Here is a 25,163-nt window from a genome sequence, read left to right as displayed (position 1 = left end):
GGTTCAGTTCCATCAAAACATTTCACGGCGAGGGGTATGAAAATACCCGCACACCCAGATCGTCTTCTTTGCAAGTTACGGCACAAAAAACCCCTAACAAAAAATATATATCTATATAAATCAATAAGTTGTGTGTTTTTCCTATTTGGCACAGCCGGTGCAAAAGGGGTCCCTATCGAAACCATTTCGATCGAGCCTTCCCGGAGGAAAAACAACATGAAAATACCTATTGGCGATCTAGTTCACCTCGTCGGCAATTCGCCTCAGTTCATGGTCCAGCTGACGGACGACCAGCAAAAAAAACTGCGACGCTTCATTCATAAACGCGTGCTCAACCCTGAAGATGCTGACGATCTGCTGCAATTGACTTACCTGGAAGCATGGCGCAACAGAGAGCGTTTCAGCGGGCAGGCCACACTCAGCACCTGGATGTGCGGAATTGCGCAGAATTTGATCCGCAACCACTTCAGGCGCATGTATGCCAAACCGGTGCATTGCGAGTTCGATGAATCGTTGTGGCATGGCCAGGAAGAACACAACAGCCTGGACTGGGAGTTTGAAGTCAACCGACGGCTTGAAAAGACCCTGAACGCCATCGACCACCTGCCTATAGAAATGCGCAAAACGCTTTACGCTTCGCTCGAGACCGATGGTAGCTATCAGGACACCGCCGATGCGTTGGACATCCCCATCGGCACGGTACGCTCACGTTTGTCGCGAGCGCGCGAACAGCTCAAACGCGTGACGCGCAACCCGTTGCCGTAAGTCTCGCCACAGCAACACCGTTGGGCGAAAAGGATATCTGCCCAACGCGATTGACGCTTGATGGGCGCGACCGCCCGAGAATCGCAGCCTGAAGAGCCCCCGCCGCTCGTCGCCAATCAGCCTGTTTTTCGTTAAACAGTTGAAAGCGTAGAAAAAACTTAACAAAATCTCTTGACGCATTCCCGTTCTACGCGAATAATGCGCGCCACTTGGCTACATAGCTCAGTTGGTTAGAGCATAGCATTCATAATGCTGGGGTCCGGGGTTCAAGTCCCTGTGTAGCCACCAAGTACTAAAAACGGCTTACCGAAAGGTAGGCCGTTTTTTTATGCCCGCTGTTTACCTTTCAGGCGGTGGAAGCCGGCGTCCTTATGCGCAGGTCCCCCAGGTCAATCGTCAGGTCATGGCCAGGCAGGCTGCTCAGCGTATCGTTCAAGTTCATCCGCAGCGGTTTATCCGCATCCACCCCGTACTCGAAGTCGACGTTGACCTGTTTTTGCGTATAGCTGACGGCCGCGCTGCTGGAAAAACTCAGATTCATCATGGCTGGCACCGACATGCCATGGGACTGGCTCGCGGTGTAGCTCATGCTCATGCTTTTGACGCGCAGGTGGTTCGGACCTCCCAGTGCCTGCTTGATCAGCGGCTCGGTATCTGCGCCCGCGAGCAGGCTGCGCTCGATGGCGCGTAAAACCTCTGGCTTGAGCTCCATGCCAAGCCTCACTGAAGTCCCTTCACCCCGCTGCAGTTGACCGATCACCTGGGCAAACTGCGGGTCATCCTTGAGCCACTGTTCGATGGCGGCCTTGTTGGCCGGCGCGACATCGTCCAACCAGTCATGCCGCCCGTTATCGCGTAACCCCACGCGCGTGACGGAAGACTCGACCGATGCCAACTGCTGCAGCCCCTTGTTCATCAAGTCTTGTTGGGTCATCAACGTGTCCAGCGACTGACTGATGGCGTAATAAGCGTCCGGCTTTGTCGCCAACGCCGGATGAGTGGAAAGAAACTGCTGCAACTTGGCCAGTTGTTCTTTTGGGGAGCCCTGCGCGCCCAACGGGTCAGCGGCGGCCAAGTCCCGTTTGAACTGGGGGGAATACAGTGACAGGCTGCTGTGAATATCATCGACCTGAGATTGAGTCACTGGTTGCGGCGGCTTGAAAGAAAAGCTAAAGGCCTGTGACTGCCCACGGTCAAATTTCACCATGACCGATACGTCCGCCGAGGCCGCAACCACCGTTGCCGGCCCGCTGGCCCCGGCACTGCCCGCCAACGCCAACGTACTGATCGGCACAAAGTTGGCCCCAGCACCGCCCTGCCTCAGCCACTGCGCGCTGCTTGCCTGGTCACGGCTGGTGCCCGTCGCAGAGCGCGTGGTGGCTTGGCTTTTATCCGTGTGCGCAAGGTTAAGGTTACCCATCACTCCTATCCCGGCGCGTATCACTGAATCCAACTCGGCGATGTCTTCCTGCGGGCTGTACATCAAACGCAATTGCGCGAGCCCATCCAGGTTAACGTCAGCACTGAGTTTCGAGCTTTCGCCAACTGCGCCTTTTTCTCCCAGCGCCAATAAGTCGTGGAAGCCCCCGGACTGCCCCATCAGTATCGACATCATCTTGCCGAAGTCCGACTCCTTCACATCGAAACTGATGTTCGATCCAGTGTTCTTCACAACGGCGGCCGTCAACTCACCGGCAACTCTCAGGCCGGGCCCCACTGCACCGTCCCCGCGACCTAACGTCGCCCCCGTGGCCACGGAGCCGGCCAGGCGCCGCATATCGTCGCGGCTGATCTGGACCCTGGCTCCCTTGTCGGTACGGGTGATACTCACACCGTGCGTATGAGACTTGGAGGCTCCCAGAAAAAACTCTACGGCTGGCGCAGGTTTTATACCGGTCACCATCAGCCCCAGGCTTTCGCCCTGGGTTCGGCTGGGGTTAAGGGTTTGACCACTTTCCATCTGCTGCACTTGCTGTGTCATTGCCTGCGTAATGGACGCATCGGCGGGCAACCCCAGCAGGCCCGAAAGGTGCCAATGCAAGGCAGACCCCGGCGTGCCAAGGTCCTTGGCCAATAGCTTGAAATTGTCATACAGGGATTCCGCCTGGCTATAACTGGCGACTTTCTGGCTGGCCAGTTTATGGACAGGGCTGTCATCAAACTCTTTCATCACAGTGCCCATGGACGCTTCGATTCTTTTCAAGGCACTGGGGCTGTGGCCAGTAGTGCTGTCGAGTTCCTGGGCCAGGTCGTTTAGTTGCTTGAGCGTATTGGCATGGTGAATAAGGTCGCCCTCGACGATGGCCGCAGGGTGGGCGAGATCGCGTTTACGCTCAGGTTTCCACTTGGGCAGTGTCAAGCCTTGACCTTCGAAGTTGGCCAGCAGGCCTGCCGTTGAAGGCTCCGATGAAGGCGCAACCCGTTTGAATGCCTCATGCAGTTGGTGCAGCGTCGACTCAGGGCTCGTCAGCGCTCGGCTCAGCGTGGGCCGTGGGTCAAACGCCAGCCCGTGTACGTCTCCTAACAGGCGGGCGCTCGATTGGCTGCTTTCTGTTACCTGCGTCAACGCCTGGCTGATCCGCATGGCCAATGCCTGACGCGGCCCGGGCTCGCACAAGGCGGCGAGACGCGCATTCAGGTCAGCGGCAACCGGCTTGCTCTTGGAAAGCGATGCGAGCTGCTGGTGCAGTTGCTTATCGTCAGCGTAAACGTGCTCCAGCCCCCGGCGCCCGTTTACGTGATGTTGAATGGATTTGCCTTTCTCACTGATGGCTTCCAGAGGATGAAAGTGCGCATTGAGTCCCTGGAAAAAATTGCGCTGGAGCGGCACGCCTTCACGGGTTTGGCCCACGACAGTGCTTGTGGCCGTCAGCGCGCCTCCTGCCATCGGCTTGCGCATCTGCGCGGCCGATAACGTATCGGTCAATGAGGGCCGCTGCACCGCCATTGCCAACGGCCCCCACGCCATTGCGCCCAAGGCCGCCTTATCGAGTCGATGGAACTGTTTATCCCATCCGCCAACCAGATGCTTATCAGCCCCCATCCGCAAGGAGTCCAGCGATTGGCCCTGCGGTAATTCAACCTGGGTCCAGCTTGGCGCGGCACCATCGCGGCCCTGCCAGGCGTGGTAATCCGCCTTGAACAATTCGCCCGCCTGGGTGTGCGCATAAAGACTTGCTTCATGATCGAGCGCCAGGGTTTGTATGGCGAGCGCGGGGGAAAGCCGTAACGGGTTGACCACCCCATCCACGCAGGCTTGAAGCTGATGGTTTTTATCGACAGTTACAAAGTTGCGACCGTCAGCGATAGCGAATCCGGTGACAGGGCGCTGAGGATCCCCCGCCAGCACCTCGTCAAGTGACACTTGAGGACGGGGCTTGGGCAGTGCGCTCAATTCATGGCTGGCCCCCTCGAAGACGGGGTCACGCACCTTTTGCAGGGTCACCGCTTTGAGCTGCCCTTCCTGCAGCACATAGGCACGTCCGTCCAACCCTCGCTCCAGCTGTGTGACGCCCTGCAGCCCCGAGTGATCCCAACGTTGCGCAGCCGCGTCCCAGCTCAACAACGCGCCTGCGTCAAACGCAACCTTGCCGCGAGGGCCCAGGTCGACTGCGGTCGTCAGCGCCTGCTGGCTGGGCAACGGCAGACCTTTCTCGATGCCCTTGACCCACACATCGCTCAGGTTCCACTGAGGGCGCAGCACGCTTGCGTTATCCACGGGGACACTGTGCAGTTGCTGCCGGGCATCGCGAACCTGGGCATTGAGCTGCCCGGCATCATCATGAAAGAAACCTTCGACACGCACAGCGCCCTTTAGCGCCTGCTCCAATGATTCGAGCGATTGCGCAGCCATAGGCAACACGCCGTCCCGAGCCATGCGCACGTCCGCGCGCAGCAGTTCGCCGTCGACCGTGGCGCCATACAGCGTACTGCCGGCCAAACCGATTCGGGTAAGTTGTACAGGCGCGCCGGTTTCATCAACCGGGCGTACATCCGCCGCGCCGGCACCTTGAATCTGCACCATCGGCGCACCCTGAACCTGACTCAATACAACCGAGCTGCGCCCTTGCGCGCTGCTGTCCAGCGCCCCCTGGGGTGTTTTCGACAAGTGCCCCTCACCGGTCAGCCCAATACGGCTGTAGGCCTGGTTGTCGGGGTCGGGCAACCACGACAGGGTGAGAGGTTCGAAGCGATACAGGCGCTGTTCGTCCAGACGAAACTGCTTGCCGTCGACCGTCGTCTGTACACCGCTGACGCTTGCCAAATGCCCGCGACCAGGGCTGTCAAAAGACGAAACGCCCCCGTCGCCGCCGACAGGATCGGGCACGCTGCTTTTGAATACCGCCGCGACAGCGGGCGTAGACTGAATATGAAACAGGTAATCTCGCCCATCCCTGACACGCAAGGTACCTGCGGCGCAGGCGCCATCGGCGGCAAAGTGTTTGGTTGGCGCGTTGAGATGAAGAGCGATATCGCGTGCCACCCTGGTCGTGTCAGGTTCCAGTTGCCCGTCCTTGAGGCGGATATCGAACAGCATTGAGGCGGGGGTCAACGATTGATAGCGGGGTGACTGCTGGGCGGGCACCGCAGCCTTGCCGAGTGTGGAGGAGTGGTCGATAACACTGAGCTGCGCGTGGGGAAAATTGTCTAGTCTTCTGTGCATAACTGGCTCCAGAAATAGCTTAATACCAGTAATGCTGTGAGCGTTTACGGGGCTTTGGTTCCAGCGTCGCGAAATAAAACCAGGCCTCGACGGGCTCAGCCAGAAAAAACAGCCCGACCGCCCTTCCCCGTCTTTCGTGCGTTAAAGTCTGCCGACAGGAAGACCAGATCATTCTCAAGATGAACGGAGTTCAGCGCGTGCTTTTTATTTCCCGCCGTCAACTGGCAATAGTTGCCACCACCCTCGCCCTGGCCGGCTGCCACACCGCAATCAATGAACCACCGCCCGCCCCGGAGCTGGGTTCGGGCTATCGCACCGACCTCACCCCCCGCCACGCCGAACGTCATATGGCCGCCGCCGCCAACCCGCTGGCCGCCGAAGCCGGGCGCGAGATGTTGCGCCAGGGCGGCTCGGCAATCGATGCGGCGATCGCCATGCAAGCGGTGCTGACGCTGGTGGAACCGCAGTCCTCCGGCATCGGCGGAGGCGCCTTTATCATGCTGTGGGACGGCGCAAACGTGCACGCCTATGATGGCCGTGAAACCGCCCCGGCCGGGGCGACAGAACGGTTGTTCCTGAACGCCGACGGTACGCCGATGGCATTCACCGATGCGCAAATTGGCGGGCGCTCGGTGGGCACGCCAGGGGTATTGCGGGCACTGGAAATGGCGCACAAGCAGCACGGCCATCTGCAATGGGCCAAGCTGTTCGAACCGGCGATTCGTTTGTCCGAACAGGGTTTCGCGATTTCCCCGCGCTTGCACAGCTTGATCGCGGCCGACCGCTTTATCGCGCAATCGCCGGACATGGCCGCTTACTTTCTGAACGCCGATGGGTCGCCAAAAGCCACCGGCACGCTGTTGAAGAACCCGGCGCTGGCGAAGGTGTTCAAACGCATCGCCAAGGAAGGGCCGGATGCGCTGTATCACGGCTCGATTGCCGATGAGATCGCGCGCAAGGTGCAAGGCAATCGCAATGCTGGCAGCCTGACTCAGGCCGACCTTACGGGCTACGCCGCCAAAGAGCGCACACCGCTGTGTACCGACTACAAACACTGGAAGGTGTGTGGCATGCCGCCGCCATCGTCGGGTGGGATCGCCGTTGCGCAAATCCTCGGGACGTTGCAAGCGTTGGAGACCCGCGATCCACGCCTGGCCATCGCGCCGATGACGCCAATCCGGAGCACCTCGCCCGCCGGGCTTGAACCGACGCCCGAGGCCGTGCACCTGATCGCTGAAGCCGGGCGCCTGGCCTTCGCTGACCGTGCACTTTACGTGGCCGATGCGGACTTTACGCCGGTGCCGGTCGCAGGTCTCATCGCCCCTGATTACCTGGCCCAGCGCGCCGCACTGATCGGTGAACGCAGCATGGGCGTGGCCAAGCCAGGCCAACCGGCGGGCATCCGGGTAGCCTACGCGCCAGACCGTTCGCCGCTGCGCATCTCCACCTCACAAGTGGTGGCCGTGGATGACCAGGGCGGCGCCGTTTCGATGACCACCACAGTGGAAGCAGCGTTCGGCTCCCATGTGATGGTGCAGGGCTTTTTGCTCAATAACCAGATGACCGACTTCTCGTTCATTGCCCAAGAAAACGGCCAGCCCGTCGCCAACCGCGTGCAGCCCGGCAAGCGTCCGCGTTCGGCCATGGCACCGACGCTGGTGTTCGATCGTCAGAGCGGTGAATTGCTGGCCACGGTGGGTTCGCCGGGCGGCTCGCAGATCATCGAGTACGTGAGCAAATCACTGGTGGCCATGCTCGATTGGAAACTCGACCCGCAAGCTGCGATCAGCCTGCCCAATTTCGGTAGCCGCAACGGCGCCACCGAACTGGAAGCCGGGTTGTTCAGCCCGGGCGTGAAGCAGGCATTGAAGAGCAAGGGCCATGCGCTGAGCGAGATCGAGATGACCAGCGGCGTCCAGGCGATCGTTCGCACACGGGATGCTCAGGGCAAGGTGTCACTCAGCGGCGGTGCAGACCCACGGCGCGAAGGCGAAGCACTGGGCGATTGACCCGCCCTGTGTGGCGCGGCGAGTTGAAAGCAAGGCTTCCTGCCAAGGCTCGCCAGCCTCTGCACGATCGTACAAGACCTCGGCAGACAAGGCATACAGACTGGGTTAACGTGTTTCCACCTCCTTTTGTGACAAGTCACCATGGGCAACCCTACCCACACCCTCGACTGGCTGCACCGCGCCCCGCACGCCAGCGGCCTGGACCGTATCGAGGCGTACTTTGCCGGCTTTGCGTTCGACCCCCATCGCCATGACACTTACGCCATCGGCCGCACGTTGTTCGGCGTGCAGAGTTTTCATTATCGCGGCGGCATGACCCACAGCTTGCCCGGCACCACCATGGTCATTCACCCTGATGAAGTCCATGACGGCCGCGCTGGCAGCACGGAAGGCTTCAAATACCGGATGATTTATGTGCAGCCGGCGCTGATCCAGCAGATCCTCGGCGGTAAGCCGTTGCCCTTCATACCCGGCGGTGTGTCCACCGACCCTCGGCTGCATCGCGCCAGCGAAGTGCTGCTGCAAAGCCTGGATTGCCCGATCGACCCGATGCAGGAGCAGGACGCGATGTTCGACCTGGCCCAGGCGCTGAGCGAGGCGTGCGGCGCAATCGCCAACCGCAAATCCTTTGACTACATCGCCGCTGAGCGCGCCCGGGAATTTATCCACAGCGCCCTGGGCCGCAGCATCACCCTGGATGAAATGGCCGAGCACGCCGAGCGCGACCGCTGGGCATTGTCACGGGATTTCCGTCTGCTGTTCGGCACCAGCCCCTACCGCTACCTGACCATGCGTCGCTTGGACCTGGTGCGCCAATTGTTGGCCCAGGGCCTGCCACTGGTGGATGCGGCAATGACCGCCGGCTTCACCGACCAAAGCCACATGACCCGGCAATTTCGCAGCGCCTACGGCATGCCGCCGTCGCGGTGGGTGAAGATGCTCGGGCGCTGATTAATCGTTCCCGCGCTCTGCGTGGGAATGCCTCCTGGGACGCTCCGCGTCCCGCCAGCGCACAGGTGACGCGGAGCGTCACGGGCTGCATTCCCACGCAGGAGCGTGGGAACGATCTTGACTTGGAATGCATTCAAAAATGTGGGAGGGGGCTTGCTCCCGATGGCGGTGTATCAGCGCCAGTTAGGCTGGCTGACGCACCGCTATCGGGAGCAAGCCCCCTCCCACACTTTGGATAAGGTGGCGTTGCTGGCATTTGGTCATGGTTTGTAAAGGGCCAGCAAGCCGTGTCCCTTTAAATTGCAGGACGTTTCCGAGACAATCCCCGCCGCCTTGTGCCTGTTGGAATCGATGGCTAGTCTTCGGTCCGTCACTGAATTTCAGTGATCGGGTTTAGCAGCCTGAGTTCAATAGGCACACGTTCACACTGCATTATGGCGGCTGTGCGTGGGGCACCTTCGGGTGCGCTGGTTTCCTATTGACCGGTCTGCTAACCCGCGTACAGCTGCCACCCTACGTTTAGCAGCGTTGGTGGTCGCTCCCTTGTTCAATAGGAGCCACACCATGACCAAAGCACTTCCCGATCCACCCATGGATTGCCTCGTCGTCAATGAAGAGCTCAGCTTCGAAGACGCCCAACTTTATATTTCCCATCTGATCCATAGCGCATCGGCAACCGTATGGGACTGTTGCGACCATCTGCAACCCCACGACCGAGCCAAGATCCACGCCGTGTGGCATTTGCTGGAGATCGCCAAGACCGTGCTAAATCGCACCATCGACTGCATGCCGCGTACCTGAAAACACCACGAACCGAATGTGGAGCTGGAGCGTGCTTTTGAGGGAGAAACCCTAATCAGTCAGTTCGTCAGTTGGTTGGCAAATTGCCCGACGGCGCTCACCACTTTTTGCGCGCCATCCTGAATCTCCACGATCACCGTGCCCGCTTCCGCCGCCAGCGCCAGGCCTTGTTCGGCTTGCTGGCGGCCGCCGACCATCAAGGCTACTGCGTCGCGGGCCATGTCCTGGTTCTGACGCACGACACCGACAATTTCTTCGGTGGCTTTGCTGGTCCGAGAAGCCAATTGCCGCACCTCATCGGCCACCACCGCAAAGCCACGTCCCTGCTCACCGGCCCGTGCGGCTTCAATGGCCGCGTTGAGCGCCAGCAGGTTGGTCTGTTCAGCGATGCCGCTGATGGTCTTGACGATGCTGCCGATCACCTGGGACTGGGCGTTTAACGCCTCGATACCTTCGCCGGCCCGTTGCATATGCTGGGCCAGGTCACGCATCACCTCCACCGCCTGGGTCACCACGGTGGTGCCGCGCTGGGCGCTGTCATCGGTTTGCCGGGAGGTGCTGTAGGCAATGTTGGCGGCCTCGGCCACCGCAAGCTCGCGGTTGACCTGGTCGGTGATCACCGTGGCGAACTTGACCACTTTGTACAGCCGATCATTGGCGTCACGCACCGGGTTATAGGTGGCTTCCAACCATACCGGGCGGCCATGACTGTCTACGCGTTTGAAGCGCGACGCGACGAACTCACCGGCGTTCAGGCGCTTCCAGAATTGTTGATACTCAGGGCTGTTGTATTCCTGCGGTTCACAGAACATACGGTGATGTTTACCCTCGATCTGCGCCAGGCTGTAACCCATGGCGTTGAGAAAGCGGTCGTTGGCGGTGAGCACCTGCCCGTCCAGGTCGAACTCGATCAACGCAGTGGAGCGCATCAGCGCGGTGATCAGGTTTTCATGTTCACGCGAACTCTCGATGGTGCGCGTGAGGTCGCTGGAATACATCGCAAAATGCAGGAGGCGCCCGTCCGAACTGCGCACCGGCTGTAGGATCGAGCGTAGCCACGCCTCTTTGCCAGTGCCACGCATCAGGCGCACAGCCCCCGCGAAATGTTCGCCACGCGCCAGCGCATGCTTGAAGCGCAACTGGAATTCGTTCTGGCGGATGTGGGCCGGCGTCAGGTCTTCGATCGGCCGCCCCACAATCTCGCCCAACGGGTAGGCCAGTTCCCGCAGGAAGTTGGCATTCGCCCACTCCACCCGCCCATCAGGACCGAGCGTCAGACACAGCATTTCGTTTTCCAGGCTCTCTTTAACCTGGAGCAAGCTCGACAATTCTTCGCGAAGAGCCGACAGCTCCTGCTTCAGGCGGGTATTGAACATGGGGCACCGATGGCAAGTGAGGTGGGTGTCTAACCTGCATCGGCGCAGCTGGCCTTTTCTGAAGAGGGCTTGCGGCATTGGCCGAACTATATTCCGCTCTCAATGATGGTCGGCACGTTGTTGCTCTGGCACTTCCTGACCTGAACCTCAGCCCGCCAAGGTGTGGCGCTTGCCGTACAGCGCCACGCTCCCCGCCCCCACCGCCCCCATCACCACGCAATAGCCCACGCAAATCCACGGACTAGTGGGCATCAACGCAATCAACATCAGCGGCGTAGTGCTCGCCCACAGCGCATAGGCGATGTTGTAGGTGAAGGAAATTCCCGATACGCGCACCTGCGCCGGAAACAGTCCGACCATCACCGACGGCACCGCGCCCACCACCCCGCAGCTCAAGCCGGCCACGGCATACGCCGCGCCCAGCCAGATACCGCCGTTGATCAGGCTGGCGTACAGGATAAACACCCCCACCGGCAGCAGCAGGCTGTAGACCAGCACCGCGCGCCAGGCGCCAATGCGGTCGACCAGCAGGCCAGCCAGCACGCAGCCGATGTTGAGGAACACAATTCCCAACGCGCTCAAGGCGAAAGTGTGGCTGGGGCTCATGCCGAAGGTTTTCTGCATCATGGTCGGGGTGATGACAACGAGGACCACCACCGCCGACGTGAGCACACAGGTGAGGATCATCGCCGGCAGCAACACGGCGCGGTGGTCGCGCAATACGGTGCGCAGCGGCAGTTCGGCAGCCGCCTGGCGGCGGGCCTGCATTTCGAGAAATACCGGGGTTTCGCTGAGCCAGCGGCGCAGCCATACGCCAATCACGCCGAATACGCCGCCGAGCAGGAAGGGCAAGCGCCAGGCGTAGTCGAGAATCTCGGCCGGGGTGAAGACCTGTGCAAGCAAGGTGGCGGTGAGTGCGCCGAGCAAGTAGCCGAACGTCAGGCCGGCCTGCAGAAAACCCAGGGCATAACCGCGATGGCTGCGCGGGGCGTGTTCAGCGACGAAGGTCCAGGCGCTGGGCACTTCACCGCCCACCGCGGCGCCTTGTAATACACGCAGCGCCAGCAGGATCAGCGGTGCGAAATAGCCGATTTGCGCGTAGGTCGGCATGATGCCGATCAGCAGGCAGGGCAAGGCCATCATCAGGATGCTCAGACTGAACACGCGCTTGCGTCCCAGGTGATCGGCAAAGTGCGCCATCAGAATGCCACCCAGCGGGCGCGCGAGATAGCCGGTGACGAAGATGCCAAAGCTTTGCAGCAGGCGTAGCCACTCGGGCATTTCCGGGGGGAAAAACAGTTGGCTGAGGGTGAGCGCGAAGAACACGAAGATAATGAAGTCGTAGATTTCCAAGGCGCCACCGAGGGCGGCCAGGCCCAGGGTTTTGTAGTCGGAGCGGGAAAAACGCTGCGCCTGTGACGAAAAGGTGGCAGTCATGTACGGGCTCGGCAGACAAACAAAATGGCGTGCAGGTTATGAGTTGCACCGGATGATGGCAATCGCGACGGATATATTTGTTTTACTCATTGATCAATGAAGATAACTACATTCCCAAATCAATGACCTTGGAGGAACATGCCGAAAAACTGCCATCCCCATAATAAATACAAGAGGAAAGACTCGTGGCCGATGCTATCGAAGAAAGCCGCTATGCCCGATTTGCCTTGCGTTGCTCCAACTTCGCCGAGCGCTGGTTCCCCGACTCCTGGGTGTTCGCCGCGCTTGCCGTGATCATCGTCGCCGTGGCGACCCTGGGCATGGGCGCTGCGCCCAGCGAAGCCGCCAAAGCCTTTGGTGACGGGTTCTGGAGCCTGATCCCGTTCACCATGCAGATGGCCTTTGTGGTGATCGGTGGTTATGTGGTCGCCAGTTCGCCGCCTGCGGTAAAGCTGATTGACCGCCTGGCGCGCATCCCGAAGAACGGCCGCTCGGCAGTGGCCTGGGTCGCGTTGATCTCCATGGTGGCCTCCTTGCTCAACTGGGGCCTGTCCCTGGTGTTCGGCGGTTTGCTGGTGCGTGCGCTGGCCCGTCGCACGGATTTGCGCATGGACTACCGCGCCGCTGGCGCTGCGGCCTATCTGGGCCTGGGTGCCGTATGGGCGCTGGGGTTGTCGTCGTCGGCCGCGCAGTTGCAGGCCAACCCGGCCAGTTTGCCGCCGTCGATCCTGGCGATCACCGGGATGATCCCATTTACCGAGACCATCTTCCTGTGGCAATCCGGCGTGCTGTTGCTGGCGCTGATCATTGTGTCGCTGATCATCGCCTACGCCACCGCGCCAGGCCCGAACAGTGCGCGGGATGCCAAGGCCTGCGGTGTCGACCCGGCATTCAACCTGCCCAAGCCGCAGGCGCCGACCCGACCCGGCGAATGGCTGGAGCACAGCCCGTTGCTGACTATTCTGCTGGCGCTGCTGGCGGCCGGCTGGTTGTTCCACGAGTTCTCGACCAAACCGGCGATCAGCGCCATCTCGGGGCTCAACACCTATAACTTCCTGTTCATCATGGTCGGCGCGCTCCTGCACTGGCGCCCGCGCAGCTTCCTCGATGCCGTGGCCCGCGCCGTGCCGACCACCACGGGCGTGCTGATCCAGTTCCCGCTGTACGGCTCGATCGCGGCGCTGATGACCGCGGTCAAAGGCGGCGACGGCCAGACCCTGGCGCACCATATCTCGCTGTTCTTCACCTCCATCGCGTCCCACGACACCTACGCCCTGCTGATGGGCGTGTACTCCGCAGTGCTGGGCTTCTTCATCCCCTCCGGCGGCGGCAAGTGGATCATCGAAGCGCCTTACGTGATGCAAGTGGCCAATGACTTGCAGTATCACCTGGGCTGGGCGGTACAGATCTACAACGCGGCCGAAGCGCTGCCGAACTTGATCAACCCGTTCTATATGCTGCCGTTGCTGGGCGTGTTGGGGCTGAAGGCGCGGGATTTGATCGGGTTTTCGTTCGTGCAATTGCTGGTGCACACGCCGTTGGTGTTGTTCTTGCTGTGGGCGTTGGGGACGACGTTGACGTATTTGCCGCCGGTGATGCCATAAAATAGCGACCGACCGTACCTGCTATTACAGTAGGCGCGGTCATTCAGTGGGGGGAAGGCGCTCCAGCAAATCGGGCAATGCGCTTTGTATCGTGTCCCAAACGACATCGAAGTTGATATCGAAGTAACCGTGAGCAATTCGATTGCGCATCGCGCGCATATTGCGCCAGGGAATATATGAATGTTCTGTAGCGAAGTCGGGGTGCCGGTCCATGATTTTCGTCGACGCCTCACCAATGATGATCAGGCTCATGACCACTGCTTGTTGCGTTCGCCTGTCCTCCAAGAACTCTTCTTTGCTTAACCCCTCAACAAAGGTAATCGCGTCAGTGCAAGCCTGCTTGATGTGTTCCAGATAATCCCCAAGGCGATTTTCCGTCATACCGGACGAGCCTCAGCCAACACCTTCGCGCGAAACTTCACAGGCAAATCACCAGGGGTCAGCAGATCCACATTGACGCCCAGCAAGCTTTCAAGCTCTACCTGCAACCCACCGAGATCAAAAAGCGTCGTTCCCGGCGGCGCGTCGACCAGCAAGTCCAGGTCACTGCCATCGTGATCGGTCCCTAGTAATACAGACCCAAACACCCTCGGATTTGATATACGAAAACGCCCGACCACTTCTCTAACAGCGGCTCTTTGTAGATCAAGTGCAATTGATGGTTTCACGGTTCACCTCGACGGCCTGTGTCAGGAGGCCAGTCTAGCAGCGCTTATGCGGTGTAGACACGGCCCACTCATCATAGGTCTGTCTTTGTTCCGTCACATTCCATTGCTACCGTCCTGCGAAACATCTTGCAACACCTCCCCAAGGACTCCCGCGCAATGAGTGACGAGCACGTAGACCGCCCTTCCACGGATTCGCTAGGCCAACCGCCGGTTGACAGCAGCCGCCGACGCTTCCTCGGGGGCGCGGCGGTACTGGGCGTGGGCGCGACCTTGAGTGCGTGCGGCAATACCGGCGAAGCACCGGGAAAACCGATGCCGCGCCCACTCACCTCGCAGGAGCTGGATAAAGCCTTGCGCGACAATGTGAAAACCGTCGTAGTGATCTACGCCGAGAACCGCAGCTTCAACAATCTGTTTGCAGACTTCCCCGGGCTGGAGAAACCTCTCTCGGCGCTTTCGGTGGCTGACGTTCAACAACGCGACCGCGATGGCAGCGTATTGGCCACCCTCCCCCCGACCTGGGGCGGCGTGTTGCAGGTGGGCCCGCAAAGCGTGGATGGCGTGACCTACCCGAGCGCCGTGCAATTCCAGGAGAACCTGCCCAACGCCCCGTTCGCCCTCAAGGGCCCGGATGCGCAGGACTTACCGCTGAGCCTGGTGACCCGTGACTTGTGGCATGTGTTCTACCAGAACCAGATGCAGATCAACGGCGGCAAGAATGACGGTTTCGTTGCCTGGGGCGATTCCGGTGGCCTGGTGATGGGCCATTACGCCCAGAGCCGCTATTCGCTGCGCCTGTGGGACGTGGCCAAAGAATTTGTGCTGTGCGATAACTTTTTCCAGGGTGCGTTTGGTGGCTCGTTCCTCAACCATCAGTACCTGATCAGCGCCACGGCACCGATCTACCCGAATGCCGCGCAATCGGTGGCCAAGGCGCAGATCGCCACGCTGCAAAGCGATGACCCCGCCGACACGCGCCTCAAGCCCTTGGACACCTCGCCGGCCAGCGCCATGGCCGGCCCGCCGCAGTTCGGCCCCAGCGCCTTGACGCCGGACGGGTACGCCGTCAACACGCTGGCTCCGCCCTACTGGCCGACCTGGATCCGCGACCCGCAGAACCCGGACTACGCCAAACCGGACCTGCCCAATGTGCTGGTGCCGCAAACCCATGAACACATTGGCGACAAGCTCTCGAAAAAGAACATCGACTGGGCCTGGTACGCTGGCGCCTGGCAAGCCACCCTGGAGCAATTCAAGGACTCGGGCGGTATCCCCAAGATTCCGAACTTCCAGTACCACCATCAGCCGTTCAATTACTTCAAGCAGCAGGGCCCCGAGAACCGTGCCGAGCGCGACAAACGCCTGCGCGACGGCGGGTTGGGCGATGAGTCGAGCACCAACAGGTTCTTCGCCGACGCCCAAGCGGGCAAGCTGCCCGCCGTGACCTTCTACAAGCCCCAGGGCAACCTGAATATGCACGCCGGCTATGCCGATGTGGCCTCGGGCGACCGCCATATCGTCCGCGCCTTGAAGCTGCTGCAGGAAAGCCCGCAGTGGAACAACATGGTGGTGGTCGTGACCGTCGATGAGAACGGCGGCTGGTGGGACCACGTGGCACCGCCCAAGGGCGATCGCTGGGGTCCGGGCACACGGGTTCCGGCCCTGGTGGTGTCGCCGTTCGCACGCAAAGGCACGGTTGACCACACGCTCTACGACACCGCGTCGATTCTACGCTTGATCACCCGCGTGTTTCAGCTGGAGACCCTGGACGGCCTCAAGCAAAGGGATGCCGCGATGATCGCGCGCGGCCAGAAACCCATGGGGGATTTGAGCAATACCTTGCAGTTCAGCGTGTAGGTTCACTTATCCAATCGCGACACACGCGGCGATTTAGCACGCGGTTTTCCCGGTCAGCCGCTACTGTGTGAGGGTGGGCTTTCATCCCGCGCAGACGGGCTTTCGCTGACAAGGAACCAATTATGTTCAAACCGACCAGGCTGTGCTTGACCCTGGCCGCACTGCTGGCCAGTGCGGTCGTACAGGCCGACATCGAAGTGCCGTTGGGCAGTACACAGCGTGTCACCCAGTTGTTCGCGTTTCCCAACAACTGCAACGTGATCTGTTTTCGGCCCTGGACGCTGGAGCAGACCGCCGAGCATTATTTGAACCAGAGCCTGCAACGTGACGGCTACAGCCGCGCCAAGGTCAGCGTCAGGGTGCATGACGGCCAGGTCGCGGCAACTTTCAGCGGCGTGCCGGACGGTTACGGCCAGCCCCTGACCACGCTGCTCGATACCGCCGACCTGGCTTACCAAGGTGCCAGCCAGCTCAACAGCGACGGCAAGTGGGCCTATAACTGGTACTTGTTCCTGCCGCTGGGTATGGCCCTGGAAAACCGCAAAAGCATCGAGCTGCTGCACTTTCCGCCGGATTATTCGCTGACCCAGGCCCAGGATTACCTCGAATCGGCCACCACCGACCGCTGGGCGACCTTGCTCACCAGCAATGGCATTCCTGCCAGCGAAACCCCGGCCTACCAGACCATCATCGATATCGCCCCCATCGCCGCGCCGTCCAATGCGGGTAAAGACCTGGAAGCCGTCTACGGCTACTTCACCGACTACCAGACCCGCATGGTCAAGGAGCTGAGCCTGCGCCCCAGCGATTCGTTGCCGATGGTGGCCTTCGGCGCGCCGGTGCGCAGTTGGATCAAGCAACAATACGGGCAACCGGTGGCGGTGCTGGGCCTGGCGCAGATCAACCCGGAGCCGGGCAGGCCGGTCTCGGTGCTCGGCGCCAACCACCCAAGCTACATCTGGTACGCCGCCAGCCCGGACACGTATGACGGCAATGAGCAGAAGGCCGATGAGGCCGGCTTGAAAGTGATGGGCCAGGATCTGAGCGCAGCCTGCTGGCAAGCCGGCATGGGCCAGAAACCCGCCAGCGACGCGAATGTATTGCTCAAGGCGTGCATGAACACCTGGCAGGTCACGCGCAAGGAGCAGACCTGCGAACTGTTCTATACCTCGGTGCGCAACCTGAGTCCGGAGCAGGCCAACGCCAAATGCGCCACGCCCACCATCAAGGCCCAGCTGAAGCAACTGCGCGGTGCAGCGCCAACGCCCACCCTCGCGCCGCCCGCGCTATGAGGAGCACCCAGGATGGCTACTGTCAGATTTGACAGTAGCCATCGGCCCTGACTTCGGTGAGTCTTGCGCGGCGCCCATTTGCGCGAGCGTAAACGGACTTAGACTTCGCCCAACGGCCGCAGACGGTATTGCGGCGGCAATTGCTCAAAGCCACTGATGGTGGTGTTCAAGCTCTTCCAGCGGCCGTCCTTGATGCCATAGATGCAGCCATGGATCGACAGGCTCTGCCCGCGGTGCCAGGCGTTTTGCACTATGCTGGTATGGCCGACGTTGGCCACCTGCTGAATCACGTTCAACTCGCACATGCGGTCGACGCGCTCTTCTTCGGTGGGCAACTGGGCCAACACGTCGCGGTTTTCGTAGTAGAGATCACGAATGGTGCGCAGCCAGCCGTCGATCAGGCCGAACTGACGGTCCTGCATCGCGGCGCGCACGCCGCCGCAGCCATAGTGGCCGGTGACGAGGATATGTTTGACCTTGAGCACATCGACCGCGTACTGGATCACCGACAGGCAATTGAGGTCGGTGTGCAGCACCACGTTGGCCACGTTGCGGTGCACGAACAGATCACCGGGCAACATGCCGACGATCTCGTTGGCCGGTACACGCGCATCGGAGCAGCCGATCCACAGGTATTCCGGGGTTTGCTGGCGGGCGAGCTTGGCGAAGAATTCGGGATCTTCCTGTTTGATCGCATCCGCCCAGCGTTCGTTGTTATCTAGCAGGTCTTGTAGTTCGTTCATCAGGGAAAGCCTCAGGAATGATGCGCAGTTTTGTGACTGACAAGCCTTCGTCCAGGTCACGCCTTGCGCAAATTAGCTTGAATCTTTGCGGCGCAAAGCCTGTCCACACACTATAAGCCCCACAGTATGAGGATTGGCCATGACTGAATCACGACGTCCCTACGGCGCTACGCAGCCCGAACCCATTGATGATAACGAAGACCGCATGGGTTCGATGCGCGAGCTGGATTTTGATGAAGAAGACCAGACCGCGGAAATCGGCGATGAACTTCCACCTGGCGAACGCGAGCACCTGATGCCCGACGAACGGGTACGCGAGGCCGGGCTGACCGGGGCTTCGACGGATGACCATGAGTCGACCGATGATGACATGAGCCCGGAAACGCTGATCCATGAGGACGGCGCACGAGATGCACGGGAGGAAGGTGAAGATAGCGCGGCGGATTATGACCTGAGCATCGTCGATGAAGATGAGATTGGCGGTGGGAACGGGTTGGATGAGGCCGAGTTGGCCGATCTGGACCCGCTCAACGGCAAGCGCTGACCCAACTCGGGTCAAAATGTGGGGGGCTCGTCAGTTAAACGGAAATGGTCCCCTGCCCCTGTAGGAGCGAGCTTGCTCGCGAAAAACTCACAGGTACCGCGTTCATTCAGAAAACACGCGTTATCGTTGACGTTTTTCGCGAGCAAGCTCGCTCCTACAATTATTAGGGCTTGTCCCTTCCCACACACATCGGGTTCGGCGTTTAATCGATGAGGGTGCAGGCCATCACGACTGCGTCTTCGCGGCCGCCCACGGCTGGGTAGTAATCGCGACGACGGCCAATCTCGTTGAAGCCATAGCGCTCATACAAGCGGAATGCACCGGTATTGCTGTCACGCAATTCCAGGAAACACTCACGAGCATTGGCCGCATACGCGCGGGACATCAGATGCTCGAGCAGTGCCAAGCCCAAACCTCGGCCCTGATTCTCCGGCTTCACGGTGATATTGAGCAGATGCGCCTCATCGAGGATGATCTGCACCACGCCATGGCCCACCTGCTGCTCACCTTCGAACATCAGCCAGATCTGGTACTTGCCCAGCCCGTCGAGAAAGATGCCCCGGGTCCAGGGGTGGCTGAACGCCGCGTATTCGATCTTCAGCACGGCATCGAGGTCAGCCTCGGTCATCGGGCGGAAGGATAAAGCCTCACTCATCGGTTGTTTTCCAGCGCGCCATCAGCCGGCGCATGGCTTGCCAGATATCAGCCTTACGCTGTGGCTCTTCCATTAATAATTCCAGGCCCGGCAGGGCCCATACCGAACCCAGGCCTTCAACCTGCAGTTCGCGGTACCAGGCTTCGGCGTCCGCCTCACCGGCAAAGCGCACGGCTGGCAAGCCGATCAGCCACAGGCAGACGCACGGTTCGTCTTCCAGGCGTGCCGCAACAAAGCTCTGTACAAAATCCCGCGCGGCGTCCGGGCCCTGGTCCATGGTGCCGCGCACCAGCAGTGGCCAGCGCACCGGGTCGCCGACAATTTGCGGGCTGTCGGGCAGGCCGGCGGCGCGCAGCATGTCCTTGAGCAGCAGGTAGGCCGGGTCGCGCGACTGGAAACGTTCGCCGGTGGGCAATTCCACCAGCAGCAGGCAACGCCCGGCGCGCAGCAGTTGCAGGGCAAAGCGTGGCGGCGGCACGACCGGGGCCTTGGCCACCGGGGCAGTGTCTTCGGCGACCACTGCCTTGACCACCGGTGACGGGCGCGGCACCTCGATCTTCGTGCGCGCAACCGTCGGCCGCGTTTCGGGCACAGGCTTGATGACCGCCACTGGCGCGGCGGCTTCCTCGCCTGACGGCGCGAACGCTTCATAGGGCTCCGGCGCCTGCAACAGCTCGGGCCGCGACGGCGCGGCAAACGGCAGTTCGGTGCGGGGCAGCCAGTTGACCACCTGCATGGCGCTCAAGTAAGCGCGACGTCGGGACTCGGTAAGCACAGCTCAGCCACTTGTGGATAACTAAAGAGCGGGGATTCTACAGCTGTTCGGCAACAATCGCCCACTGCACACTGACCGGCTGTGGATAAATCCCGCGCCCGATGCAGTACAATCGCGACTTTTAATCGCCAACCAGCCGGCCTTTCCCATGATCGAACCCAAGCGCGTCCTGCGCGCCCTCGCCGAACACTGGGCCTTACTTGAGCCACTGTGCGAACACTTCGACCAAGGCACCCTGAGCCTGGGCGAACTGCGCGCGCAACTGGCCGCCCAACAATTGGACAGCACGCCCCAGGACATCACCAGCCTGCTGGACGTGTGGATCCGCCTGGATATCCTGGTGCCTGTGGCCAAGAGCCCGAACCGCTTCGAGCTCAACGCGCAGATCCACGACTTCCTGGCGTATCTTCGCAAGGAGCACCGGCTTGGCCTGTGCCTGGAAATCGAAGCCTACCTGCGTCATCTCGAGCGCCTGGCCGGTTATATCCAGGACGCTTTCGATATCCGCGATGGCCACGACCTGGCTCGCCAACTGCGCCTGCTGGATATGCGCGTGCGCGACGTGCTGAAAAAACTCGCCAACGACGAACAGGCCCTCGCTGCCGTGGCCGACCGCGCCAAGACCAGCGACCGGCAGATCCCGTTGCGCCAGCGCTACGCCGAGGTGTTGGCCACCTGGGACGAATACGTCGAACCGATGATCCAACTGGTGAACGCCGACGGCGCGTTCGAGCAAGGCGTGCGCAAGGTGGAAAACGTGCTGCTGCGTATGCTCACCGAGCAGCAGCGTCTGGGCCACCTGGTGGACGACGACATGCTGCTGCGCACCCACGCGCGCATCCTCGAAATGCAGACCAGCGCCCAACTGACCCTGCGCCATGCGCGCGAGCTGCTGTTGCCGCTGCGCGAAGAAGCACGCCGGCACAACGCCGTGACCCGTGGCGCGGCACTGGCCCTGTCGGCCATTCGCCGCAAAGGCCTGGACGCGGTGCCGCAGGCTGCCATGCCAATGTTCAGCCGGCCGCAAAGCACCTTCCTCGGCAGTGCCAGCCAGGTCGAGGCGTATGTGTACGCCCTGGCGAATTTCGAGCCGAAACCGGCGCGTTTCCCCAAGGCGCACAAAACCCACAAGGGCGAAGCCCCGCGCGCACCGCGAACGGTCAAGGAAATGCTCGAGCGCTGCGAAGACGCGCTGCCGATGCCGGACCTGATGACCTGGCTGCTGGAGCAGGAACCGGACGGTGCCACCGACGAGTTGCTGTACTGGTTCTCGCGGCTCTCGCGGGAAAAACGCTTCAAGCGCGAGCGTCTAGAGCGCCGCGACTACCACACCCACGAGCACCAGGTCAGCCTGCGCTCCTTCGCCCTGCTCCCGGCCAGCTCTGACGCGGCCGAGCACTCTGCGAGCATCCCAAATGCATCTTGATCTATCCGAACTGTCCCAGCTGGCGCCGATCTTTCGCGAGCTGTTCAAGGGCTACCACGTCAGCCGCCGCGACCCGGAGCTGTACGCGCAACTGTCGAACTTCCAGGACCAGTACCGCACGCTGTTCAAGGCCCTGGGCTTTGAGCTGGTCTGCGATACCCGTGGCTTCTACTACTTCGTGCCGGACTCCGCGATTGCCAGCGCGCAGGTGAACAAGACCGCCCAGCGCCTGGCGTTGTTCACCTTCATCCTCGTCGAGCACCTGGCCGACCAGGGCCGCGACCCGGTTGCCGTGCTCGATGGCGGCAGCCTGGGCCGCGATGAACTGCCGTCGTTACTGGAGAAATACCGCGACCTGTTTATCCAGGCCGAAGTGCAGACCCAGGAAGAACTCGAAGAAAAAATCATGCGCCGCATGACTCAGCTGGGTTTCGCCAGCGAAGACAACGGCATCTATCGCTTCCTGCCGCCGATGCATCGTTTCCTTGATGTGTGCCTGTCGGTCCAGCAGGACCGCGACCTCGCCGCCAGTGTGCACAGCGTCTTGCCGTTGCCGGCGCCGGTGATCATCGACGAAGACAGCGATGAAAAACTGCTGAAGACCGATGACCCGCTGGACTTGAGTGACTTCGCCGAAGACAGCGAAGAAGACGCCCTCGCCCGCGCCATTGCCGAAGAACAGGAGACCGACGCATGAGTAAGGAACGCTACGGCATACGCCGCTTCGCCCTGTTGAATACCGCCGGCTACAGCCTGGGTTTGTTCCCGCTGGAAGAGCCGCTGTCGGTGTATGGCGCGAACAACCTGGGTAAATCCGCGTCGATCAACGCCTTGCAGTTCCCGATCCTGGCGCGCATGTCGGACATGAGTTTCGGCAAGTACACCCTGGAGCAATCACGGCGCTTCTACTTTGCCACCGACACCAGCTACATCCTCGTGGAAGTCTCGCTGCCCCACGGCCCGCATGTGATTGGCGTGGTCGGGCGCGGCCCGGGCGGTGGTTTCGGTCATCAGTTCTTCGCCTATGCCGGCAAGCTGGACCTGGCCCACTATCAGAAAAACGACACCTGCCTGCGCCAGAAAGAGCTGTTCACCAACCTTGAGCGCGAAGGCCTGAAGGCCTATGAACTCAAGCCCGACGAACTGCGGCGCCTGTTGGTGGGCGGCCACACCTCGATCCCGCTGGACCTGACGCTGATCCCACTGCGCTCCACCAGCGAACAGAGCCTGAAGACGTTCCGCGCGTTGTTCATCAACCTGCTGCACATGCGCGAAATCACCGCCGCCAAGCTCAAGCAATTGTTCCTCGATGCGTTTGAACACAGCCTGCGCTCCGGCAGCGTCGATTACATCGCCGCGTGCGAAGAAGCCTTCCGCGATGTACGGCGCATGGAGCAGGACTACAACTCCCTGGTGGCCGCCGGGCCGTTGGTCGAAGCACTCGCCAATGGCGTGAAACAGCGCGACATTTTGCGCGGCAAATTGCATCGCCTGTCGCCGTTGCTCGATTCGCTGTTGGGCACCTGGTCGGATTACGCCAGTGCGCGCAAGGAAGAGCTGACGATCCAGGCCGAACACTATCGCAACGAGCAGGATGCGCTGCAGAACGACCAGCGTGGCGGCACCCAGGAGCTGATGCGCCTGGAGCGCGAAATCAGCGGCATCCAACGCTGGTTGGGCGAGTTGTCGGTGCTCAAGCATCGCTTCGCGCTAGTCGATGATGTGCGGGTGCTGGAGCAGCAACTGCTCGCGGCCAAGGACGCTCACGACGAATTGGCGGGTGCGCTGGCGCAGTCGCGTCAGTTCAGCGCCGAGGACCTGGACGAGCGTCTGCGCGACCTGGAAAAACGCTTGAAGTCGGTCAAGCAGCAGCTCGATCACGCGGACAACAACAGCTACGCCAAGCTGCGCGAAGAATTCTCGCAACAGGATGTCGAGCGCTTGATGCGCCTGTTCAACAGCGCGTTGTTCAGCCTGCCCCTGGGTGAACATGGCATCACGCTGGATGAGCAAGGCCAGTGGGTCAAATCCCTGGAACAGATCCTCGAGGGTTTCAAGGGCGAGCGTTTCGAAGTGCCGGGGCTGTCCATCGACCTCTCGCACATCGAACCACCGGCTTTGCAGGCCCTGGCGGATCGCGCGGCGTTGCGCGACCAGAAAGAACGCCTGGAAAAAGAACTCAAGCAACTGAAAACCCAACATGCGGTCGCTTCCGACCGAGCGGCGAGCAAGACCCAGACCGAAGCGCTGTACCAGCAGGTATTGGACGCGCAGAAGGCGCTGGAAGATTTCCGCCGCACCCAGACCCTGAGCGCGGAGGAAGGCGAGAAGCTGGATAATCTCGCGCAGATGGAAGCGGCCCAGGACGAACTGAAGCGCTCCAGCGATGCGTTCACCGAGCGCGTCCAGCAGCTGTCGGCCAAGCTGCAATTGGTCGGTCGCCAGATCGGCGACATGGAAGCCAAGCAGCGTACGCTGGACGATGCGTTGCGTCGGCGCCAGCTATTGCCGGCGGACCTGCCGTTCGGCACGCCGTTCATGGACCCGGTAGACGACTCCATGGACAACCTGCTGCCGCTGCTCAACGACTATCAGGACAGCTGGCAAGGCTTGCTGCGTGCCGATGGCCAGATCGAAGCGCTGTATGCGCAGGTGCGCCTCAAGGGCGTGGCCAAGTTCGACAGTGAGGACGACATGGAGCGGCGTCTGCAACTGCTGATCAACGCCTATGCGCACCGTACCGATGAGGCGTTGACCCTGGGCAAGGCGCGCCGCGCGGCCGTCACCGATATTGCGCGGACCTTGCGCAATATCCGTAGCGACTACGACAGCCTGGAACACCAACTGGCGTTGTTCAACCGCGAAATCAACAAGCGCCAGGTCTCCAACCTGCAGAGCTTTCGCATCGTGCTGGCGCCGAACAAGGAAGCCCTCAAGCATATCGACCAGATCATCCACAGCGCCGGTCAGTATGAAGAAGGCGAGACGTTGTCGGTGTTCGACCTCAGCCAGAGCGCCGAGCAGGACAACAAGAACGAAGAAGCCAAGGAATACCTGGCCCGCCTCGTGGCGGCCAACCATAACCAACTGGGCCTCAAGGACCTGTTCGAGCTGGCGTTCGAGATCACCAAGGTGAACGGCCAACCGGTGATTCATACCGACATCGACGGCGCCGCGTCCAACGGCACCACCATGACCATCAAGGCGCTGACCAACATGTACTTGTTGCTGCACCTGATGGACCGCGACCAGGCCGGTCGCGTGCGCTTGCCGTACTACCTCGACGAGGCGGCGGATATCGATGAGAAGAACCAGGCAGCGTTGCTGGAAACCAGCCTGCAGTTGGGCTTCGTGCCGATCCTGGCCAGCGTGAAGCCGCAGGTGTCTGCCCAGGTAGCGATCGACCTGGAAGGCGGCAGCGGGCCGAACGGGATCTACATTGATGAGGCCGACTGGAAATATATCCGTCGTCACGATGCGGTGAAGGCCACCCTGAACGTGCAGGCGGACGAGCCGGAGTTGGATGCCGTCTGACGTGTAGCGCTGAAAGGCAAAAGGCCGCGATCGTTTGGATCGCGGCCTTTTTTTGTAGGTTTT

19 protein-coding genes and 1 tRNA gene are annotated in these 25,163 nt (G+C 61.0%); 12 read left to right on the top strand and 8 right to left on the bottom strand.

From position 1 onward, the window contains the following. Window positions 1-216: 216 nt before the first annotated feature. Complete coding sequence (locus C4J88_RS03415) at window positions 217-765, top strand: RNA polymerase sigma factor (RefSeq protein WP_124361172.1); 549 nt, start codon at window positions 217-219, stop codon at window positions 763-765. A gap of 211 nt (window positions 766-976) precedes the next feature. Beyond that, window positions 977-1,053 (top strand) — tRNA-Met (locus C4J88_RS03410). A 58-nt stretch (window positions 1,054-1,111) separates the two neighbouring features. On the opposite strand, the gene C4J88_RS03405 is transcribed toward C4J88_RS03410, so the two are convergent. Then, entirely contained in the window at window positions 1,112-5,428 is a 4,317-nt protein-coding gene (locus tag C4J88_RS03405; protein WP_124406221.1) for an AvrE-family type 3 secretion system effector, read from the bottom strand. 197 nt (window positions 5,429-5,625) lie between these two features. Here C4J88_RS03405 and ggt point away from each other — a divergent pair, with 197 nt between their 5' ends. The 3 genes from ggt to C4J88_RS03390 all read left to right on the top strand — a co-directional run bounded on the left by ggt (window position 5,626) and on the right by C4J88_RS03390 (window position 9,189). Next, entirely contained in the window at window positions 5,626-7,437 is a 1,812-nt protein-coding gene (ggt, locus tag C4J88_RS03400; protein WP_372237999.1) for a gamma-glutamyltransferase, read from the top strand. Window positions 7,438-7,578: 141 nt separating this feature from the next. After that, entirely contained in the window at window positions 7,579-8,388 is an 810-nt protein-coding gene (locus tag C4J88_RS03395; RefSeq protein WP_124365728.1) for an AraC family transcriptional regulator, read from the top strand. A gap of 564 nt (window positions 8,389-8,952) precedes the next feature. Continuing rightward, window positions 8,953-9,189: a hypothetical protein gene (locus C4J88_RS03390; protein WP_124365727.1), complete on the top strand. Its 237-nt coding sequence runs from the start codon at window positions 8,953-8,955 to the stop codon at window positions 9,187-9,189. A gap of 59 nt (window positions 9,190-9,248) precedes the next feature. Here C4J88_RS03390 and C4J88_RS03385 read toward each other — a convergent pair whose 3' ends face one another. Together C4J88_RS03385 and C4J88_RS03380 are read right to left on the bottom strand one after the other, a co-directional pair. Further along, window positions 9,249-10,565, bottom strand: a complete 1,317-nt coding sequence (locus C4J88_RS03385; RefSeq protein WP_124406219.1) for a PAS domain-containing methyl-accepting chemotaxis protein — start codon at window positions 10,563-10,565, stop codon at window positions 9,249-9,251. Between the two features lie 147 nt (window positions 10,566-10,712). Continuing rightward, window positions 10,713-12,002, bottom strand: a complete 1,290-nt coding sequence (locus tag C4J88_RS03380) for an MFS transporter (RefSeq protein ID WP_124406218.1) — start codon at window positions 12,000-12,002, stop codon at window positions 10,713-10,715. A 185-nt stretch (window positions 12,003-12,187) separates the two neighbouring features. Between C4J88_RS03380 and C4J88_RS03375 the strand changes: the two genes are divergently transcribed. After that, window positions 12,188-13,606, top strand: coding sequence for a short-chain fatty acid transporter (locus C4J88_RS03375; RefSeq protein ID WP_124406217.1), 1,419 nt, complete (start codon window positions 12,188-12,190; stop codon window positions 13,604-13,606). 39 nt (window positions 13,607-13,645) lie between these two features. On the opposite strand, the gene C4J88_RS03370 is transcribed toward C4J88_RS03375, so the two are convergent. Together C4J88_RS03370 and C4J88_RS03365 are read right to left on the bottom strand one after the other, a co-directional pair. Then, complete coding sequence (locus C4J88_RS03370) at window positions 13,646-13,987, bottom strand: DUF86 domain-containing protein (protein WP_124369490.1); 342 nt, start codon at window positions 13,985-13,987, stop codon at window positions 13,646-13,648. Continuing rightward, window positions 13,984-14,274, bottom strand: a complete 291-nt coding sequence (locus C4J88_RS03365; RefSeq protein ID WP_124406216.1) for a nucleotidyltransferase family protein — start codon at window positions 14,272-14,274, stop codon at window positions 13,984-13,986. Before C4J88_RS03365 ends, C4J88_RS03370 begins: the two co-directional genes overlap by 4 nt. Before the next feature lie 156 nt (window positions 14,275-14,430). Here C4J88_RS03365 and acpA point away from each other — a divergent pair, with 156 nt between their 5' ends. Both acpA and C4J88_RS03355 read left to right on the top strand, forming a co-directional pair. After that, window positions 14,431-16,131: an acid phosphatase gene (gene acpA, locus C4J88_RS03360; protein WP_124406215.1), complete on the top strand. Its 1,701-nt coding sequence runs from the start codon at window positions 14,431-14,433 to the stop codon at window positions 16,129-16,131. Between the two features lie 122 nt (window positions 16,132-16,253). Continuing rightward, window positions 16,254-17,423, top strand: a complete 1,170-nt coding sequence (locus C4J88_RS03355; RefSeq protein WP_124406214.1) for a hypothetical protein — start codon at window positions 16,254-16,256, stop codon at window positions 17,421-17,423. Window positions 17,424-17,521: 98 nt separating this feature from the next. Here C4J88_RS03355 and can read toward each other — a convergent pair whose 3' ends face one another. Next, a complete protein-coding gene (can, locus tag C4J88_RS03350; RefSeq protein ID WP_124361159.1) occupies window positions 17,522-18,166 on the bottom strand; it encodes a carbonate dehydratase in 645 nt (214 codons plus the stop codon). A 139-nt stretch (window positions 18,167-18,305) separates the two neighbouring features. Here can and C4J88_RS03345 point away from each other — a divergent pair, with 139 nt between their 5' ends. After that, entirely contained in the window at window positions 18,306-18,710 is a 405-nt protein-coding gene (locus tag C4J88_RS03345) for a serine kinase/phosphatase (protein ID WP_124402998.1), read from the top strand. A gap of 202 nt (window positions 18,711-18,912) precedes the next feature. Here C4J88_RS03345 and rimI read toward each other — a convergent pair whose 3' ends face one another. Then, window positions 18,913-19,365: a ribosomal protein S18-alanine N-acetyltransferase gene (gene rimI / locus C4J88_RS03340; protein WP_124406213.1), complete on the bottom strand. Its 453-nt coding sequence runs from the start codon at window positions 19,363-19,365 to the stop codon at window positions 18,913-18,915. Further along, window positions 19,358-20,101: an energy transducer TonB gene (locus C4J88_RS03335; RefSeq protein WP_124408585.1), complete on the bottom strand. Its 744-nt coding sequence runs from the start codon at window positions 20,099-20,101 to the stop codon at window positions 19,358-19,360. The genes rimI and C4J88_RS03335 overlap by 8 nt, the downstream gene beginning before the upstream one ends. A gap of 187 nt (window positions 20,102-20,288) precedes the next feature. Here C4J88_RS03335 and mksB point away from each other — a divergent pair, with 187 nt between their 5' ends. The 3 genes from mksB to mksF are packed head-to-tail and all read left to right on the top strand — an operon-like array spanning window position 20,289 to window position 25,100. After that, window positions 20,289-21,566 carry an Mks condensin complex protein MksB gene (mksB, locus tag C4J88_RS03330; protein WP_124361157.1) on the top strand — a complete coding sequence of 426 codons (1,278 nt, stop codon included), beginning with the start codon at window positions 20,289-20,291 and terminating at the stop codon, window positions 21,564-21,566. After that, window positions 21,556-22,263, top strand: coding sequence for an Mks condensin complex protein MksE (mksE, locus tag C4J88_RS03325; RefSeq protein ID WP_124365719.1), 708 nt, complete (start codon window positions 21,556-21,558; stop codon window positions 22,261-22,263). Before mksB ends, mksE begins: the two co-directional genes overlap by 11 nt. Then, entirely contained in the window at window positions 22,260-25,100 is a 2,841-nt protein-coding gene (mksF, locus tag C4J88_RS03320) for an Mks condensin complex protein MksF (protein WP_124406212.1), read from the top strand. The genes mksE and mksF overlap by 4 nt, the downstream gene beginning before the upstream one ends. Window positions 25,101-25,163 lie beyond the last annotated feature (63 nt).

Source organism: Pseudomonas sp. R4-39-08 (assembly GCF_003852275.1).
Classification (GTDB): Bacteria; Pseudomonadota; Gammaproteobacteria; order Pseudomonadales; family Pseudomonadaceae; genus Aquipseudomonas.
Note: the sequence above shows the minus strand (reverse complement) of the source record. Positions and strands in the feature narration are given on the sequence as shown.